17 protein-coding genes, 1 rRNA gene and 1 pseudogene are annotated in these 17,775 nt (G+C 36.8%); 1 reads left to right on the top strand and 18 read right to left on the bottom strand.

Going from position 1 to position 17,775, the window contains the following annotated elements:
* Nucleotides 1-369: 369 nt before the first annotated feature.
* A 16S ribosomal RNA gene (locus AC0LWJ_RS09835) occupies nt 370-1,895 on the bottom strand.
* 299 nt (nt 1,896-2,194) lie between these two features.
* Nucleotides 2,195-2,929: a coenzyme F420-0:L-glutamate ligase gene (locus AC0LWJ_RS09830; protein WP_474239576.1), complete on the bottom strand. Its 735-nt coding sequence runs from the start codon at nt 2,927-2,929 to the stop codon at nt 2,195-2,197.
* Nucleotides 2,930-3,058: 129 nt separating this feature from the next.
* On the opposite strand from AC0LWJ_RS09830, the gene AC0LWJ_RS09825 reads away from it, so the two are divergent.
* Complete coding sequence (locus AC0LWJ_RS09825; protein ID WP_474239574.1) at nt 3,059-3,934, top strand: N-acetylmuramoyl-L-alanine amidase family protein; 876 nt, start codon at nt 3,059-3,061, stop codon at nt 3,932-3,934.
* A gap of 102 nt (nt 3,935-4,036) precedes the next feature.
* Here AC0LWJ_RS09825 and queD read toward each other — a convergent pair whose 3' ends face one another.
* The 16 genes and pseudogenes from queD to AC0LWJ_RS09745 form a co-directional block, all read right to left on the bottom strand.
* Complete coding sequence (gene queD / locus AC0LWJ_RS09820) at nt 4,037-4,399, bottom strand: 6-carboxytetrahydropterin synthase QueD (protein WP_474239580.1); 363 nt, start codon at nt 4,397-4,399, stop codon at nt 4,037-4,039.
* A gap of 168 nt (nt 4,400-4,567) precedes the next feature.
* A pseudogene (gene folK, locus AC0LWJ_RS09815) lies at nt 4,568-4,903 on the bottom strand (2-amino-4-hydroxy-6-hydroxymethyldihydropteridine diphosphokinase); the annotation flags it as partial.
* Nucleotides 4,900-5,721 (bottom strand): dihydropteroate synthase, encoded by an 822-nt coding sequence (folP, locus tag AC0LWJ_RS09810; RefSeq protein ID WP_474239572.1) that lies wholly within the window; start codon nt 5,719-5,721, stop codon nt 4,900-4,902. The gene folP and the pseudogene folK, both read right to left, overlap by 4 nt.
* A 17-nt stretch (nt 5,722-5,738) precedes the next feature.
* The gene (gene folE / locus AC0LWJ_RS09805; protein ID WP_474239571.1) at nt 5,739-6,302 is read right to left on the bottom strand and encodes a GTP cyclohydrolase I FolE; all 564 of its coding nucleotides are present in this window, start codon (nt 6,300-6,302) and stop codon (nt 5,739-5,741) included.
* 124 nt (nt 6,303-6,426) lie between these two features.
* Nucleotides 6,427-7,929, bottom strand: a complete 1,503-nt coding sequence (lysS, locus tag AC0LWJ_RS09800) for a lysine--tRNA ligase (protein WP_474239569.1) — start codon at nt 7,927-7,929, stop codon at nt 6,427-6,429.
* 16 nt (nt 7,930-7,945) lie between these two features.
* Nucleotides 7,946-8,419: a transcription elongation factor GreA gene (gene greA, locus AC0LWJ_RS09795; RefSeq protein ID WP_474239567.1), complete on the bottom strand. Its 474-nt coding sequence runs from the start codon at nt 8,417-8,419 to the stop codon at nt 7,946-7,948.
* A gap of 152 nt (nt 8,420-8,571) precedes the next feature.
* On the bottom strand, nt 8,572-9,666 hold the full coding sequence (locus AC0LWJ_RS09790) for an NAD(P)H-binding protein (RefSeq protein ID WP_474239565.1): 1,095 nt from the start codon (nt 9,664-9,666) through the stop codon (nt 8,572-8,574).
* A 16-nt stretch (nt 9,667-9,682) separates the two neighbouring features.
* The gene (locus tag AC0LWJ_RS09785) at nt 9,683-10,603 is read right to left on the bottom strand and encodes a DUF8754 domain-containing protein (RefSeq protein ID WP_474239564.1); all 921 of its coding nucleotides are present in this window, start codon (nt 10,601-10,603) and stop codon (nt 9,683-9,685) included.
* 5 nt (nt 10,604-10,608) lie between these two features.
* On the bottom strand, nt 10,609-11,133 hold the full coding sequence (locus tag AC0LWJ_RS09780) for a transcriptional regulator (protein ID WP_284679903.1): 525 nt from the start codon (nt 11,131-11,133) through the stop codon (nt 10,609-10,611).
* Nucleotides 11,134-11,278: 145 nt separating this feature from the next.
* Nucleotides 11,279-12,451, bottom strand: coding sequence for a Ger(x)C family spore germination protein (locus AC0LWJ_RS09775; protein ID WP_474239562.1), 1,173 nt, complete (start codon nt 12,449-12,451; stop codon nt 11,279-11,281).
* Between the two features lie 31 nt (nt 12,452-12,482).
* Nucleotides 12,483-14,003 carry a spore germination protein gene (locus AC0LWJ_RS09770; protein ID WP_474239560.1) on the bottom strand — a complete coding sequence of 507 codons (1,521 nt, stop codon included), beginning with the start codon at nt 14,001-14,003 and terminating at the stop codon, nt 12,483-12,485.
* 147 nt (nt 14,004-14,150) lie between these two features.
* On the bottom strand, nt 14,151-14,924 hold the full coding sequence (locus tag AC0LWJ_RS09765; RefSeq protein ID WP_474239558.1) for a type III pantothenate kinase: 774 nt from the start codon (nt 14,922-14,924) through the stop codon (nt 14,151-14,153).
* Between the two features lie 65 nt (nt 14,925-14,989).
* A complete protein-coding gene (locus tag AC0LWJ_RS09760) occupies nt 14,990-15,463 on the bottom strand; it encodes an ECF transporter S component (protein ID WP_474239578.1) in 474 nt (157 codons plus the stop codon).
* Between the two features lie 181 nt (nt 15,464-15,644).
* Nucleotides 15,645-15,998 carry a biotin/lipoyl-containing protein gene (locus AC0LWJ_RS09755; protein ID WP_474239556.1) on the bottom strand — a complete coding sequence of 118 codons (354 nt, stop codon included), beginning with the start codon at nt 15,996-15,998 and terminating at the stop codon, nt 15,645-15,647.
* Nucleotides 15,999-16,015: 17 nt separating this feature from the next.
* Nucleotides 16,016-16,204, bottom strand: coding sequence for a hypothetical protein (locus AC0LWJ_RS09750; protein WP_474239554.1), 189 nt, complete (start codon nt 16,202-16,204; stop codon nt 16,016-16,018).
* 12 nt (nt 16,205-16,216) lie between these two features.
* Nucleotides 16,217-17,767 carry an acyl-CoA carboxylase subunit beta gene (locus AC0LWJ_RS09745; RefSeq protein WP_474239552.1) on the bottom strand — a complete coding sequence of 517 codons (1,551 nt, stop codon included), beginning with the start codon at nt 17,765-17,767 and terminating at the stop codon, nt 16,217-16,219.
* Nucleotides 17,768-17,775: the final 8 nt, after the last annotated feature.

The raw sequence follows: 17,775 nt of genomic DNA, 5'->3' as shown, positions 1-17,775 counted from the left end.
ATCGCTCACAAATTCCGCTTTCTATATTTCATCGATTCACTTCTCTCGTTTGGCTAAAGACGTCTATGCGTTGTGACGTCTTTTATACGCCAAACTTCGCTTCGTTCATCGTGATATATTACGAAAGCTTCATTAATCGTTCGCTTATAATAATATTTAATAGACAGTGTTTTGTAAATACTGTTAGTTTTTGGTTCTCATTGGCTGGGAACATTCCACGCAGTGGTGTGTCCCCATTCTTCTATACTCGTTTGTTTTGTTGTTACCCATTTTTTTCGCATTGTGCAGTTTTCAAGGTTCACATTTGAGGAATTTTACCCTCAAAATTGAACAGTAAGTTTGCCTTTGTTTTATAGTATTTCTCCTTAGAAAGGAGGTGATCCAGCCGCACCTTCCGATACGGCTACCTTGTTACGACTTCACCCCAATCACTTACCCCACCTTCGGCAGCTGCCTCAGTACAAGTACTGTTAGCTGGCTGACTTCGGGTGTTGTAAACTTTCGTGGTGTGACGGGCGGTGTGTACAAGGCCCGGGAACGTATTCACCGCGGCATGCTGATCCGCGATTACTAGCAACTCCGACTTCATGCAGGCGGGTTGCAGCCTGCAATCTGAACTGGGACCTGTTTTTTGGGATTCGCTCCGGATCGCTCCTTCGCTTCCCTCTGTTCAGGCCATTGTAGCACGTGTGTAGCCCAGGGCATATAGGGCATGATGATTTGACGTCATCCCCACCTTCCTCCGTGTTCTCCACGGCAGTCTCGATAGAGTGCCCGTCTCTACGCTGGCAACTATCAACAAGGGTTGCGCTCGTTGCGGGACTTAACCCAACATCTCACGACACGAGCTGACGACAACCATGCACCACCTGTCTCACAGCTCCCCTAAGGGCACTGAGTTATTTCTATCTCATTCTGTGGATGTCAAGCCCTGGTAAGGTTCTTCGCGTTGCTTCGAATTAAACCACATGCTCCGCTGCTTGTGCGGGCCCCCGTCAATTCCTTTGAGTTTTAACCTTGCGGTCGTACTCCCCAGGCGGGATACTTATTGCGTTAACTCCGGCACGGATGTTGTCACACCCACACCTAGTATCCATCGTTTACGGCGTGGACTACCAGGGTATCTAATCCTGTTTGCTCCCCACGCTTTCGCGCCTCAGCGTCAGTCCAAGTCCAGAGAGCCGCCTTCGCCACTGGTATTCCTCCTGATATCTACGCATTTCACCGCTACACCAGGAATTCCGCTCTCCTCTCCTTGACTCAAGTCTCTTAGTTTCAGATGCACTCCCTCGGTTAAGCCCAGGTTTTTCACATCTGACTTGTTAGACCGCCTACGCGCCCTTTACGCCCAGTAATTCCGGACAACGCTCGCCCCCTACGTATTACCGCGGCTGCTGGCACGTAGTTAGCCGGGGCTTTCGTATGGTACCGTCATTATCTTCCCATACTATTGAGCTTTACAACCCGAAGGCCTTCTTCGCTCACGCGGCGTTGCTGCGTCAGGGTTCCCCCCATTGCGCAATATTCCCCACTGCTGCCTCCCGTAGGAGTCTGGACCGTGTCTCAGTTCCAGTGTGGCCGTTCACCCTCTCAGGCCGGCTACCCATCGTCGCCTTGGTGGGCTTTTACCCCGCCAACTAACTAATGGGACGCGGGCTCCTCCTTTGGCGGATTTCTCCTTTCTTCATCTTATGATGCCATATGATGACTTTATCCGGTATTAGCACCCCTTTCGGTGTGTTATCCCGGTCCGTAGGGCAGATTACCCACGTGTTACTCACCCGTCCGCCGCTATCCAGAGGTCGGATTGATATCCGACTTCTGAATCGCTCGACTTGCATGTGTTAGGCACGCCGCCAGCGTTCGTCCTGAGCCAGGATCAAACTCTCATGTTTAAATCCTTTTTCTCATTCTTTTTCTTTACTGGCTTTCTTACTGTTCAATTTTCAAGGTTCATTCCCTCGCCTCTTTGGCGACATTGTTTATATTATCATATCTCTTCCTTCTTGTCAACTCTTTTTTTCTGTCATTTTTCTGCCGCTTTCGGCGACAGGTATTAATATACCATGCCGCCACATTTATTTCAACACCTTATTTTAGCCAATATTACTTAAAAATCGCCAATAATACACTTAATAATTGCATATGCTCATTTATGCTCATTATTTCATAAATTTAATATGTTCCTCATATTTTATTCACTGCTGGAAACAATATCTTTATGACATTTACTTGTATTTTCTTTACATTCCTGCATATTGCATTCAACACTTGATACCTCGGTTATTTCATTCTGTGAAAGATAATCCTTAATTACTACTATAGGTGTCTGCTGTTCAGAATTCCCTGAGGGATTATCTAAAAACAATTTTTCAACATATGATTTTGAAACACTCTCTGATGCACCTATGCAATCAGCACAATTGAGGTCATTTGCATCCATAATAACCGTATCTATACCGGTAGCTTCTTTTATCGTCTGACATACCTTATCCGGATTAGCAGGTCCTAATACAATATATTTGTGGTACGGCGGCATCGTACCTGCAACATCATCTATCAAAGCAACTTTCCTTCCAGCAATTTTAAAAAAGAATCCGCTTTTATGTATCAATTTGCCAAAAGCACTTGCAATAGAGGCAATTAATATCCTAAACCATCCGACTTCATTTATAGCACACTGCATAGCCTGCGGCGATGTAAGACTTCCGTTTCTTGCGGTATATTTACATAAAATTCTCGCAAGCAAACCGACTTTTATATCCTCCGGCAAATAAGCCCTTCCCTGCGTAATTGCAACAACACTTTCGGCTATTGCTATTAAATCCCCTGGTTCGGCAATATCCTTTGTATATTTTATCACAACATCGCATATATCATCCTTGTCCGTAATAATATGTGTTCTAATAGGTATTTCCCCAGATCTCATATTCACATACCCCGTTTTTATAAGTATATTTTTTTTTATTCTTGTATATGTTATTATATGTATATTCATTATAATTATATCACAATTTTGCCAATAATATATTAAATTTTTAAATAGGAGTGATTCAAAGTGTTAAATACACTAACAAATGTAAGGCTTGATTCAAATTGTGAAAATCCTCTTATAAAAGAAGGAAAAAGCAATATCAGTATCGATTTTACTATGGATATTCCAATATTTGAAACATATTGCATCGAGAAAACTATTAAAATTATATTCAAAGATGTATTTTTAAACATGCCTGAGGGTGTATACAAAGATGAAGACGGCTTGATTTCAAATGTTGAATTAAAGCAGGAGGGTTCTGAAATAATATTTTCAATAAAATTAAATTACAACTCAATATATAAAATTGAGTACATAAAAGGTATCCCTTCAAAATTAAACGTAATTATAGATAGGTCTCCTTTATCTAATATACTAAAAGGAAAAACTATAATTTTAAATCCTATTTATAAAAGCATCACAAAAAGTCCTACATCGCTTATGCCTCATATTCCTATGAAAGCCATAGCAAATAAATTGAAATTTTTATTAAATTTATCAAAAGCAGAAGCTGTTCTTACATGGGAAAATATTGATGATATAAATAAAATCAATAGCGACCTTAATAGTAACATATTAATAAATATATCTACAGATGTTTCCGAAAAAAATGAAAGCGGATTTAAAATATATTATTCAAATAAAAACTTGGAATCAAAAAGACTTGGTGAAATAATTTTAAAAGACCTTGAAATAAAATCTCCTTTGGATAATCTTGGTATGTATCCAAAGGAGATGCCCTCACAAAACAACAATATAATACCTGTAACAGTGATACCGGGAATAGAGAATAACAGGCTTGATGATGCACATTTAAGGGATGTTGATTATAGAAATAAAGTTGCACAAGCTATATTTAACGGCATTTTAAAATATTATAGCCAGGATAATCGAATATAATTTTCCTGGCTATAATATGATTTTAACTTCATCTTTAAGTATTATATAATTATCCCCAACATCACAGTTATAAGCATAGACATAACACCTGACCAAGAAACCTTATTTGGTACCTGTGTATTCAACATAACTTGTAGCTGTCTCCCAGAGCCTTATCATGCTCAGTTGATAAGACTCCGTATGCAGCGGATTTTCAAGTATATTCCATATCCATACAACTATATTTTCACTTGTTGTATTGAATTTAAGAACATCATTAAGATATTGATGGTCAAGTTTTTGAATTATCAATTTATCGACTATTTCCTTAAGCTTAACAAAATCAATAACAATACCATCTTTGTCAGGTTTCCCTTCAACAGTAATTTCTAATTTATACGTATGTCCATGAAGATTCTCACATTTACCATTGTAATTAATAAGATTATGCGCACTGTCAAATGTAAATACTTTTGTTACCTTCATTATTGTCACCTCCTTATACCAATCCTTTTTATACAGCTTGACACCATCTTTATCAGCTAAACCCTTTATTATATCCGAAATCAATAAATTCCCCTTCTTTATATGGGAATTTACATCACATAATGGTATCAATACAAAAGCCCTTTCCCACATCCTTTGATGAGGAATCTGGAGATTTTTATCGTTTACTTCAATATTATCATATAACAATATATCAATATCTATTGTCCTTGGACCCCATTTTATTATTCTCTTTCTATTACATTTATCCTCTATATCATTTAATATTTTCAATAATTTATGTGGAAGAATATCCGTATCAATTTCAACAACTATATTTAAAAATTTATCCTGCTCGGTATAACCTACTGGATCTGTTTCATATATCGGAGATACTTTATTTATAAGAATGCCCGGTGTTCTATAAATCATATCAACTGCTTTAAATAGATAATCCTCCCTATCCCCAAGATTAGAACCAAGTGATAAATAAACCCTACTCATCTTCTTACCATGGCATCCGTCATTTTTGCTACACGTACCATTTCTTTTACATCGTGTACCCTTACAATGTCTGCACCTTTGGCTATGCCTACCGCAACGGTTGCCGCAGTCCCTTCGATTCTTTCATTTACATCAAGATTTAATACCTTACCAATCATGGATTTTCTGGATGTACCAATAAGTATAGGCAGCCCCAGACATTTTAGTTCATTAAGCCTGTTCATAACCTCAAGATTGTGGTCAAGTGTTTTCCCGAAACCAATTCCCGGATCTATTATCATGCTGTTTCTTTTTATACCTGCCTTTTCACCGATTTCTATGCTCTTTTTCAGAAATTCTATTACCTCTTTGACAACATCTTTGTATTCTGCAATATCTTTATTATGCATTATAACGACGCCGGCATCATAATCTGCTATAATTCTTGCCATATCAGGCTCTCTCTGAAGCCCCCATATATCATTTATTATATGCGCGCCTGCTTCTAATGCTTTTTGAGCAACATAAGCTTTCATGGTATCAACAGAAACAATTGTTTCTGTATTACTACAGAGGTCCTTTACTGACGGCAGTATCCTTTTAAGTTCTTCTTCCTTATCCACAGGTATATAACCAGGTCTTGATGATTCACCGCCTACATCAATAATATCTGCGCCTTCCTTTATCATTTTAAATGCCTCTTCAATTCCTTTTTCATAGGTATTATGCTGCCCTCCATCTGAAAAAGAATCAGGAGTCATGTTTAATATCCCCATTATATATGTTTTTTTGCCGATTAATAATCTTTTGCCCCTTAATTCTAAAACCTCAGAATCCATAAAAAAACCACCTCAAATTATCTCGTATTTATAAGCATCATAACTTCTGCTCTCGTTCTTTCGTCAACCTTAAAAACGCCTCTTAATGCAGATGTAACAGTTTTCGCACCGGGCTTTTTAATGCCTCTCATCGTCATACATAAATGTTCTGCTTCAATAACAACCGCTGCGCCAAGAGGATTTACTGCTTCAACAATTGTATCCGCTATTTCACTTGTAAGCCTCTCTTGCAGTTGCGGTTTTTTAGCAAGCATATCCACTATCCTGGCAAATTTTGAAATACCTAAAATGCTGCCTTTCCTTGGAAGGTATGCGACATGTACAACCCCTATAAAAGGAAGAAGGTGATGTTCACACATTGAGTACATGGGTATATTCTTTACAAGAACCATCTCTTGGTGTTCATTTTCTTTAAATATTTTTATGCTTTTACTAATATCACAGTGAAGCCCTGCAAAAATTTCTTCATACATCCTGGCAACTCTATCAGGTGTCTCCAAAAGCCCCTCCCTGTCAGGATTTTCTCCAATGGCTTCAAGTATCTCTCTAACAGCTTTTCTTATTTTTTCTTTATCAATCATAGCTGTACCTCCTAAAAATTTTAATAAACTAATTATATTACACCAATTACATTATGTGAAGTCTCTTGCACAAATTTTAAGATTATATGCGGGGCTTCCCACTGTATTGACAACAGCTTTATCATTAATCCTCGGCTTCACTTTGTTCAATCCTCGGTTTCATAGTCGGGAAAAGTATGACATCCCTTATGGAATAGGCATCTGTCATAAACATTATTAATCTATCTATTCCTATGCCAAGCCCTCCTGTCGGCGGTAACCCTACTTCTAACGCATTTATAAAATCTTCATCCATCATATGCGCCTCTTCATCTCCGGCTTCTCTCTGCTTAAGCTGTTCTATAAACCTTTCTTTCTGGTCTATAGGGTCATTAAGCTCTGAAAAGGCATTGGCTACTTCCCTGCCGTAAATAAATGCTTCAAATCTTGATGTCAGTGCAGGATTATCATGCTTTCTCTTAGCAAGGGGCGATATTTCAACAGGATAGTCTATTACAAATGTCGGCTGAAGGAGATGGCTTTCAACAAGCTCATCAAATACCAGTGCAATGATATCACCTTTTTTCATCCCTTCCCTTACCTCAAGGTGCTGCTTTTTAGCTATTTCTATAGCTTCTTCATCTGTATTGACTTTATCAAAATCAATATTAAGATATTCTTTTATGGCATCAATCATTGAAAGCCTTCTCCATGGTGGTGTAAGGTCTATTTCCGTTCCCTGATAGATTATTTTTGTATTGCCGTTGACCTTCTCCACCACATATGCGAATAAATTTTCCGTTAATTCCATCATACCATAATAATCAGTATATGCCTCGTATACTTCCAAAAGGGTAAATTCAGGATTATGCCTTATATCCATCCCTTCATTTCTAAATACCCTTCCCATCTCATACACTTTCTCTAATCCGCCAACTATAAGCCTTTTCAAGTGCAATTCAAGCGCTATCCTTAAATACATATCTATATCAAGTGCATTATGATGTGTAATGAAAGGTCTTGCAGCAGCACCTCCTGCCACCGTATGAAGCATTGGTGTTTCAACCTCTATAAACCCTTTATTGTCAAGAAATTCTCTAATAACTTTTATTATTGCAGTTCTCTTTAAAAAGATTTCTTTAACATCAGGATTAATTATTAAATCTGTATATCTCTGCCTATATCTTAAATCAGGGTCTTTAAGACCATGCCACTTCTCTGGGAGTATCTGAAGGGATTTCGATAAAAGCTTGAAATCCTGCACCCTTAACGTTATTTCACCTGTCTTGGACTTGAATACCTCACCGGTAACCCCTATAATATCACCTATATCAAGCAGCTTAAATATTTCATAATTTTTATTCCCTACAATATCAAGTTTAAAATAAAGCTGAATCCTGCCCTCCCTATCCTGCAAATCTGCAAACGAGGCTTTGCCATGCCCTCTTTTAGACATAACCCGCCCTGCTACCGTAACAACCTTTCCTTCAAATTGTTCATACATTTTTTTAATATCAAATGTATTATTTGTTCTCTCAAATCTATCTATTCCATATGGTTCTACCCCGAGCTCTCTCAACTCATTTAGTTTATTTCTTCTAATCTGCAAAAGTTCATTAATGTTTTCTGTGTCCTTCGTATTTGACATATTATTCCTCCAAATTTTATTTTCGTATTTCAAGTATCTTTAACTTAATAATACCGGCAGGTACTTCAACTGTCACAACATCACCAACTTTTTTACCCAACAGTGCTTTCCCTATTGGAGATTCATCAGATATCTTGTAGTTCATAGGGTCTGCTTCAGTTGATCCTACTATTGCATATTCAACCTCTTCTTTTGAATCCTCATCATAAACCTTCACCCTACATCCAATATTAACAGCATCAATCATAATATCTTCTTCATCAATAACTTTCGCATTTCTAAGCATTGCTTCAATTGTTGCTATTCTTCCTTCTACAAATGCCTGCTCATTTTTTGCTTCATCATATTCTGAGTTTTCACTTAAATCTCCAAAGGCGCGGGCCTGTTTTATTTTTTCTGTAATTTCCGGTCTTTTTACAACTTTTAAATACTCCAGTTCTTCCTCTAATTTTTTCAATCCCTCATATGTTAATATTACAGGTTTAACCATAGTACAATCTCCTTTATTAATAAATTTATTATTTTTTCTATGTCGTTTTAAGCGCTTATATGCTAATATAATACACAAGCACTGCAGTAGCAGTGCTTGTGTATTATATTTTATGAAAGATATTATAAAACAGTTTACAAATAAAGTCAAGATTAAATTGTGCTGTTTTTATGTTGTTTCAATCTTTTTTCTGCATTTTTTTTGATGCTGTTTATCTGTTCCATCGTAACCGCTCTTTCAAAACTTCTAAAACCTCCAAGCTTAAAACCATGTTTTTTTGCAAGCTTTGATATTTCATCAACTTGTTCAACAGTCAAATCTCTTCCAAGTGAATAATTTTCAATTCTTCCTTCCATAGCAAGTATCATTGTTTCTGCCATACATGCATAGCTGGTTTTTGGCGGGAAACCAAAATTAAAATGAAAATCTACATCACCGGGCACTTCAACAACTCCGCCTTCGATTACGAATACATCATCCCTTAAATTTACGATTTCTTTTGATATGTCCCTTGGTCTTGCAACATCACATACAACAGCGCCGGGTTTTAGATATTCCGGTTTTATTACAGTATCAACCGCACTTGTTACAGTAACTACAATATCAGCATTTTTTAAAGCATCAGCAACATTTGAAGTTGTATGTACAGCAATACCGGTTTTTAATAAAAGATATTCCCTGAACTCATCAAGTCTTTCTTTATTTCGTGCAACAAGGGTTATATATTTTGCTTCCCTCGAAAGTATCTCGGCACATACCTTACCTATGGAACCTGTCGCACCAATTACAACAATTTCTGAGTCCCTGATATCCTTACCCATTAATTCGGCTGCTTTCTTAGTACCTTCAATAGCAGTAGCAATTGTATAGCTATTTCCTGATGTTACCGCTATATTTAAGTTTTTGGCAATGGTTATTCCGGCATCCCCCACAACGGATGTTAAGGCGCCAAGCCCCACTATATCCGCCCCAAGCTTTTCTGCCATTTTACCTGCTTTTATAATTTTCTTTATGACGTAATCTTCCGGCAAACTCATCATCTGACTCGATATTAAAGGTACTGCCACAAACCACCCCTTTGTCTCTGAATACCTGCTTTTAACACCGGTTATTTCAGACACCTTTTGAGGCGGAAGCATTTTCACAAATCCTTCAACAAATTTTCTGGGCAATTTGTTCATTATTTTATATTTACGACTAACATCTTCATACTCTATCGGATGTATGATAAAAGCAAATTTATGCACATTAAAACCTCCCGCCTTAAGATATTGTAACTTCATTTAAGTATTCAACCCTCGGCTCAAAACCAATTTTATCAAGAAGTAAATTATAATCCTCTGGTTTCATCTCATCTTGCTTTTTCCCTGCAAGTGAAATAAGAACAGCCTCCATAACATTTGTTCCAAAAGACCTGCCATTTAAATTAGGAGTCGTAGTGATTAAAAGTTTAACACCCCGTTCCTTCATCATTTTAACATCTTCTTTTGTTATGGTATTTGTCAGAATTATCTTGCCTTTCATGTTTTCAGGCATGTATTTTTTTATAAAAAGATAATCACCTGCAATTATATCTGCATTATTATAATATTTTGCATACTTGCTGCTGTTTATTGTCAATTGTTTATCACCCGTTGGATAAAGCATCTTAAAAGGTAATCTAACTATAATTGGCGCCGCAATGGCTGCAAGACCATATAAAAATTTAAGGGAATGGATTGGAAATGGTATACCCAGTGCAAATATCAAATCCCCCATCGTAAGGTCCGCACCATATTCATTAAATGCCTGCGTCATCCCAAATCTGTCCATCGCACTAACTATTAAAACTTTTTTATTTCTCAAATCTATAATTCCTTTGTCCTGTATGTATTTTACAACCCTTCTCTCAAGGGTATTTTTAAGCCCCGAGCCGTCAACAATAGGTGTTACTTTTGCAGCATTTTTAAGGGGAATAGCATCTTTTATGACATACCTCTTATTACCTGCATATAAATAAAGGTCTATGCCGCCCATGCCAAATGCATCAACTTTTCCGTCTAATTCTTTTATAAGCTTTTTTGCCGCATTTACATCTCCATCTGTCCCAATACGTTCTATAGTAAATTTTTCTCCAAGTATCTCAACCTCAACTTTATTATTTCTGGTAGATGAACCGATACTAACACTAACAATCCTTTTCAACGATTTTACCTCCTTAATTTATTTAGAACCTCTGTTATTATCTCCGGCTTTACATAGACATCTTCTGTTAGGGGTGAATGACCTATATTTATGCAAATAATATCCCTGTCGAATATAGCTTCAATCAACTGTGTCCTCTTGTCAGAACCAATAAATATCACAGTATCATATGACTGTATTTTTGCTATAAGGTCCACAACCGTATTGAATAATTCTACACCGGACATTTTTTCCGCAATACCCAGCCTCTCTTTTTGAGACAGCAAAAGAATAAAATCAACCCCCCATTCTTTTATTGATTTTTCGATTTCATCCTTGTTTTTTATCGGAAAACCAACAACAGCTATATTCCCTCCTTTTCTTACCTCGCCTATATTTTCAAGCCTTGATATAAAACTTCTGTCAACTTTAAACTTTTCTGCGGTATTTTGCTGGGAAAAGCCGTTTTTTCTCATTTCTATCATTTTATCTATCGTATTATGCAATTTCTCCATATTAATAGTTTTATCACCAATTTTTACGAATTTCATCTTGCTCCCCCATTGTGCACAAAATGTGTTCATGACATATATAATTTTACTACCATCTACAGTATATTTCAATAGCAATTACATCATTTAGTAAAATTTTCATATATGATAATATCTTCATTATCAAAAGAAACCCTATTTTACATTACTTCATTTTTATTGGTTCTGATGTTAATCCAACCCGCTTAATTTTTGCCTTTACGCTGATATTTATCTTAACCTCAGGATAAATATCCTCCCATCTATCCTTTAATTTTTCCCAATCTGCGGGATCCTTTTTGTGTATCCTATCACCAAATCCTACAACATCAACCTTATATTTCTTCTGAACTGTATTAAGCCCTCTTTGAACTTTTTCTTTAAGCTTTTCCTCTTGAAGCTTCTGAAGTTTAAGAATCATTTTAGGATCTGAGAGATTGTATTTTACCTCCTGCTCTTCTAAATTTGATTCAACATATATCTCTACATTAAATGACACATTTTCTCCATTTATAATTGGAGTAATTTTTGCATCAGTCTTTGTAACCAAAAATGATATATGGGTTTTTTCTTCTTCAGGTCCTTTATCAAGAACGAAGGTTGAACGCTTTATCTTATTTAACACCAGCATAATACCTTTTATTTCATCTTCATTGAGGATTCCTATCATTTTATCCTTTTTAAATACCGCAGCACCTACACATCTCATCCGACTGGGTTTCCCATTCTCTTTAATTATTTCAAGTCTGCAAACCATAGGCTGCTTTTTTTCTGCTTCAAGGGTTTCAATAAAATCATTTATGTCAGATACATACGTACATGAGGTGTTTATCTGGTTTTGTATCATACCAAGAACTTCCTTATATGGATATCTCTCAATCCCCTTTGATATCTTCATAAGGTCATCAAGGCTGCCACCGGAAACAACAACTAAATATGATGTCCTTCTAAGCTCAGGATTTCTTGTAATAAAATCCAGCGCACCATATATGCCGCTCTTTGCATATTTTTCGCTTAAAAAAATAATCTCATTCTGCTGTAAAAATAATTTTCTCGACAGTTCGGTATTGAAATTTGCATATGCATTTGCAAAATCAACACCTTTAGAATCATAAACCTCATATGGCTTACCGGCAGCACCTCCACCACCTCCTCCGATTCCTCCTGCTCCTGCAAGGACGCTGGGCTTTACAACCTGTATCGTAAGGTTCACCATCCCATTTTTTGTCTTATCTATACCAATCCCCTGAACAAATCCCAGTTCATTTATCTCTCTTTTATCCCAACATCCGGTTACTAACATTAATATTATTATTAATAATATTAATAACCTTTTCATAAGAATTCCTCCTTATTAAAACGATGGATTATCATCTTTTCCTTCTCTGTTTCACTACATTCTTATCTGCAATGGAAAATGGGCGTAACGCCTTCCACCACCATGGTGCCCTTACAAATACGTCCTTTAATTCCTCTGACCTGCCTGGCGCTATCGGTGACATATACGGTACTCCAAAGGATTCAAGGGATACCATGTGCACAAGTATAACCATAAGTACCATAATAATTCCAAAAAAGCCAAGGGTACCTGCAGCAAAAAGCATTATAAATCTTAATATCCTGAAGGTAATTGCTAAATTAAATGCAGGTATGGAAAAAGAGGCAATACCTGCCATTGCAACGACAATAACCATAGAAGCAGAAACAAGCCCTGCCTGCACAGCTGCCTGCCCAATAACAAGTGCACCAACTATGCTTACAGCCTGACCCATCTGCATTGGAAGTCTTACACTTGCTTCCCTAAGCATTTCAAAGAAAAATTCCAGAAACATTACCTCTAAAAGCCCAGGAAACGGTACATTCTCCCTTTGTGAAGCACAGGAGATTATAAGGGGAGCTGGCAACATTTCCTGATGATATGTTGTAACAGCAATATAAATTGACGGCAAGAGCAGTGCGATAAACATGGATATCATCCTTAAAACCCTTAAAAAAGAGGATATCGGATATCTTTCGTAATAATCTTCAGATGCCTGTAAAAATTGAATGAAAACTGTCGGTACCAGCAATGCATATGGTGAGCCATCTGACATTACAGCAACTCTTCCTTCCAGTATTTCTGCCGCAACCTTATCCGGTCTTAATGTATGTTCAATCTGTGGAAATGGGGAAAAAGGATTGTCTTCAATAAATTCCTCAAGATATCCGCTGTCCATTACAGCATCAATATCGATTTTATTCAGCCTCTTTCTGACCTCTTTAATAACCTTATCTTCAGCGACATCCTTTATGTATGAAATCACTACATCCGTTTTCGTATACTTGCCAATTTTCATGCTTTCAATTATAAAATTAGGATTTTTAATCCTTCTTCTTAGCATAGAGGTATTTACCCGGAGGGTTTCAACAAAACCCTCCTTCGGACCTCTTATCGTAGATTCTGATGTCGGCTCGCTTATGCTTCTTTCGGGCCAACCTTTTGTGCTTATAATTATCCCCTTATCCACCCCGTCGATAATAAGTGCGGTATTACCCTCTAAGATGCCATCGACAATTTCTCCTATTTTGCTTTTCTCCTTTACATCAGCTGCCATAATAAAGTGGTCCCTTATTGTCTCATATACCTGCTTTTTAGTGAAAATCTTTCCCTCAATTTTTCTTGTCTCTGCCATAATCGGCTCTAAGATATCTTTATTTACGACCTCTTTATCTACCATCCCATCTATATTTAGTAAAAACCCTCTTGTTTTTTTACTTCCTATGGTTAATTCCCTGAAATTTATATCGCTGTTTTCTTTTAGCAGCATCTTTAATATATTAATATTTTTATCGATTTCATCGTACAAAGACATTTCTTTATAATGTTCCTGCAAATCCTTCGGTTCTGCCATGCTATTACCTCCATCTTACAAAACCTCCTGCATTTATTATTTCTATTATATTGCAAAAATATTATAAGGTTTTTTAAAAATAAAAAAAAGCTGGACATAATCAGAATATCCAACAACAAAAACAAGTTTTTAAATTCTTTCAGCATATTAATCCTTTTCTATATTTCTTTCATATATGATTCTAAGCCCTTCCAATGTAAGCATATCATTTACCACATTTATTTCCTTGGATTCCTGAGATATCAATCCTGCCAGCCCCCCTGTTGCAACAACAAAGGCTTTTTTTGAATATTCTTCTTTCATTTTCGTAACAATATAATCTACCATACCTACATGTCCATAAATTATACCTGCCTGCATACTTGATACCGTATTTTTGCAGATTACATTCTTAGGCTTGATTAATTCTATCTTTGGAAGTTTTGCAGTTCTTTGAAACAAAGCATCTGCTGAAATGATAAAACCCGGTGCAATAGCACCTCCAAGGTATTCACAATTTTTTGACACCATGCAAAAGGTTGTAGCTGTTCCAAAATCGATTATTATAACAGGACCACCGTATAATTCATATGCAGCAACCGCATTTACTATCCTGTCTGCTCCTACCTCTTTCGGATTATCATATTTTATATTTATACCTGTCTTTACTCCTGGTCCTACTATCAACGGATTTACATTGCAGTATTTTATCATCATTGATTCTAGTGTATGCATTATTGGCGGAACAACAGAGGATATAATCGCAGCATCTATATCCTTTAAATTTATATGATTATACTCAAAGAGCTGATTTATAAGGATGCCATATTCATCAGAGGTCTTTGTTTTATCTGTTGCTATTCTAAATGAATTCAGAAGCCTCTTACCATCATATATCCCAAGAACTATATTTGTATTTCCAACATCATAAACAAGTAACATACCTACTTCCATCCCTTTCTGGTCAATACTACACTGCTAAATAAGCAGGCAAAAAGCCTGCTTATTTATAATATGTTCATCTTTTTTACGGATCTTACAACAATAGTTGTAAGGATTACTGCCACTATTATTTCGAAAATACCATTTTTAACTGCCACCCCTATTGCTACAGGCAAGGATAAATATCCATGTAATACTGCAAGCCCTAAAACCCCTATTGTATTTGTAAGAGTACCTGCTGCTGCCGCAATACCGCTATTTTTGGTGTATTTATATGCATAATAGGATACTATACCAATCATTACCCTTGGAATAATCGCAATCACTGGATCGGCAAAAAGCGGTGTATTTTGCCTTATAAAACTTGATATACCGAAAATCAGACCAATAAATACACCCACATATGGACCTTCAAGGATTGCTCCAATTATTGTAGGTATATGCATTGTTGTTGCGTTTGCAATGCCAAGTGGTATATAACCAAGTGGTGTCGCTGAAAGCACAATAGATATTGCAGAAAGCATACCTGCTACTGTCATCTGCCTTACTGATAATTTAGCTGGCAATTTCTTCACCTCCAATCTAGTTCCATAATAAGGATACCAGTCGAATCCATGCCATTAATTTTAGTCCAGTTCAATAGATACTGGCACAATAATTTTAGCAGATTTAATTAATGGTTTCAATATTTTATATTACATTTACTTACGATTATTGTTTTTATTTTATTGTGACTAAGGCATCCCCTGTATTTACAGATGTGCCTTTTGATACATTGATTGAAGCAATTATTCCATCAAAGGATGCTGCTATTTCATTTTCCATTTTCATCGCTTCAAGTATTAATAATACATCCCCTTTTTTAACAGATTGCCCCTCCTTGACTTTTATATCAAGAATTGTACCCGGCATTGGAGCAGGTACTGCCTTCATACCTATCGGAAGATCCACCGGTTTTGATGATGATGAAGGTTTACTTTTAGGTTCCGGTACATCATATGTTACATTTTCTCTTATTTCCTCAACCTCAACTTTGTATAATTTACCATTAACAGTTATATTAAACTTCTTCATAAATTATAACTTACCCCCTATAATCTTGAATTCATCTGTTCTTGAATACCTATCCTTCGCCAGACAGGCGATGTTTGAGGTATCCTGACAATTGATTTTACCTTGAATTTCCCTATATCGCCGCCAATTGTTGCCGCAACCGCCGCCGATATAACAGCAATTAATTCTTCATCATAACCTTCCGTTATATTTGTTAAATCTTTCATAATTTACACCCCTTATACCGGAATATTTCCATGTTTTTTTGAAGGCCTCGTCTCACGTTTGCCTTCTAACATATCAAATACTGATACAAGCCTTGGGCGTGTTTCAGATGGTATTATTACATCGTCTACATAACCTCTTGCTGCTGCTCTGTAAGGATTTGCAAAACTGTCTCTATACTCTTGGATTTTCTTTTGTCTTGTTTCAGCCGGATTCTCCGATGCTTTTATCTCATTCTTAAATACAATGTTTGCAGCACCTTCCGGACCCATGACAGCAATCTCAGCAGTAGGCCAAGCAAATACTATATCAGCCCCAAGGTCTTTGCTGCACATTGCAAGATACGCACCTCCATATGCCTTTCTTACTATCAGTGTTACTTTAGGAACAGTAGCTTCTGAATATGAATAGAGCATTTTTGCGCCATGTCTTATTATTCCGCCATATTCCTGATTTGTCCCCGGCAAAAATCCCGGTACATCAACTATGTTTAATAACGGTATATTGAAAGCATCACAAAACCTTATAAATCTTGCCGCTTTATCCGATGCATTTATGTCAAGACAGCCTGCTAAGACCTTAGGCTGATTTGCAATAATTCCAATGGTCTTGCCATTGAGCCTTGCAAAAGCCGTTATAATGTTTTGAGCATATAAGGACTGTGATTCAAAAAATTCGCCTTTATCCACTATCTCCGCAATTATTTCTTTCATATCATAAGGCTTATTGGGATTATCCGGTATTACATCAATAAGCTTTTGTGACAATCTATTTACAGCATCCCCTGTTTCATATTGGGGTATGTCTTCAAGATTATTTGAAGGCAGATAGCTTAATAAAATTTTTACCATATTAAGACATTCTTCGTCATCTGCCGCCCTGAAATGGGCAACACCGCTTATCTGATTGTGCGTCATTGAACCACCAAGTTGTTCTATTGATACATCCTCACCTGTTACTGTTTTTATAACTTGCGGACCCGTTATAAACATCTGTCCAGTTTTGTCAACAATAAAGATAAAATCTGTAAGGGCAGGTGAGTATACCGCGCCACCTGCACATGGACCCATTATAACTGATATCTGCGGTATTACTCCAGATGCCAATGTATTCCTGTAAAATATATTTCCGTAACCTGACAGGGAATCAACACCCTCCTGTATTCTAGCTCCACCGGAGTCATTAATCCCTATAATCGGCACACCCATTTTTAATGCCATATCCATTATGTTTGTTATTTTTTTAGCATGATACTCCCCAAGTGAGCCCCCAAGTACTGTAAAATCTTGTGAGTATACACAGACAGGTCTTCCTTCAATCGTACCATATCCCGTAACAACACCTTCACCGGGGGTTTTCTGATTTTCCATACCAAAATCAAAACACCTGTGTTCGACATATGTATCAATTTCTACAAAACTATCTTGGTCTAAAAGCCGATCTATCCTTTCCCTTGCTGTCAACTTGCCTTTTTCATGCTGTACTGCAATTCTTTTTTCTCCACCGCCTGTTAATATCATATTTCTTTTATTTTGAAGTTCTTCTATCTTTTCCTTTATACTCATATTTCCTA

The organism is Aceticella sp. 75b-Ac, assembly GCF_056032965.2.
The sequence above is the reverse complement of the archived record's forward strand: the minus strand, read 5'-3'. Positions and strand labels throughout refer to the sequence as shown.

Bases quoted from the DNA above. Each gene is read 5' to 3' on its own strand.
- AC0LWJ_RS09745 (WP_474239552.1), bottom strand. From the start codon at position 17,767: ATGAGTATAAAGGAAAAGATAGAAGAACTTCAAAATAAAAGAAATATG.
- folP (WP_474239572.1), bottom strand. From the start codon at position 5,721: ATGGATTCTGAGGTTTTAGAATTAAGGGGCAAAAGATTATTAATCGGC.
- AC0LWJ_RS09750 (WP_474239554.1), bottom strand. From the start codon at position 16,204: ATGAAAGATTTAACAAATATAACGGAAGGTTATGATGAAGAATTAATT.
- AC0LWJ_RS09780 (WP_284679903.1), bottom strand. From the start codon at position 11,133: ATGAAATTCGTAAAAATTGGTGATAAAACTATTAATATGGAGAAATTG.
- folE (WP_474239571.1), bottom strand. From the start codon at position 6,302: ATGATTGATAAAGAAAAAATAAGAAAAGCTGTTAGAGAGATACTTGAA.
- AC0LWJ_RS09755 (WP_474239556.1), bottom strand. From the start codon at position 15,998: ATGAAGAAGTTTAATATAACTGTTAATGGTAAATTATACAAAGTTGAG.
- AC0LWJ_RS09760 (WP_474239578.1), bottom strand. From the start codon at position 15,463: ATGACAGTAGCAGGTATGCTTTCTGCAATATCTATTGTGCTTTCAGCG.
- AC0LWJ_RS09765 (WP_474239558.1), bottom strand. From the start codon at position 14,924: ATGTTACTTGTTTATGATGTTGGAAATACAAATATAGTTCTTGGGATA.
- queD (WP_474239580.1), bottom strand. From the start codon at position 4,399: ATGAAGGTAACAAAAGTATTTACATTTGACAGTGCGCATAATCTTATT.
- lysS (WP_474239569.1), bottom strand. From the start codon at position 7,929: ATGTCAAATACGAAGGACACAGAAAACATTAATGAACTTTTGCAGATT.
- AC0LWJ_RS09830 (WP_474239576.1), bottom strand. From the start codon at position 2,929: ATGAGATCTGGGGAAATACCTATTAGAACACATATTATTACGGACAAG.
- AC0LWJ_RS09770 (WP_474239560.1), bottom strand. From the start codon at position 14,003: ATGGCAGAACCGAAGGATTTGCAGGAACATTATAAAGAAATGTCTTTG.
- AC0LWJ_RS09775 (WP_474239562.1), bottom strand. From the start codon at position 12,451: ATGAAAAGGTTATTAATATTATTAATAATAATATTAATGTTAGTAACC.
- greA (WP_474239567.1), bottom strand. From the start codon at position 8,419: ATGGTTAAACCTGTAATATTAACATATGAGGGATTGAAAAAATTAGAG.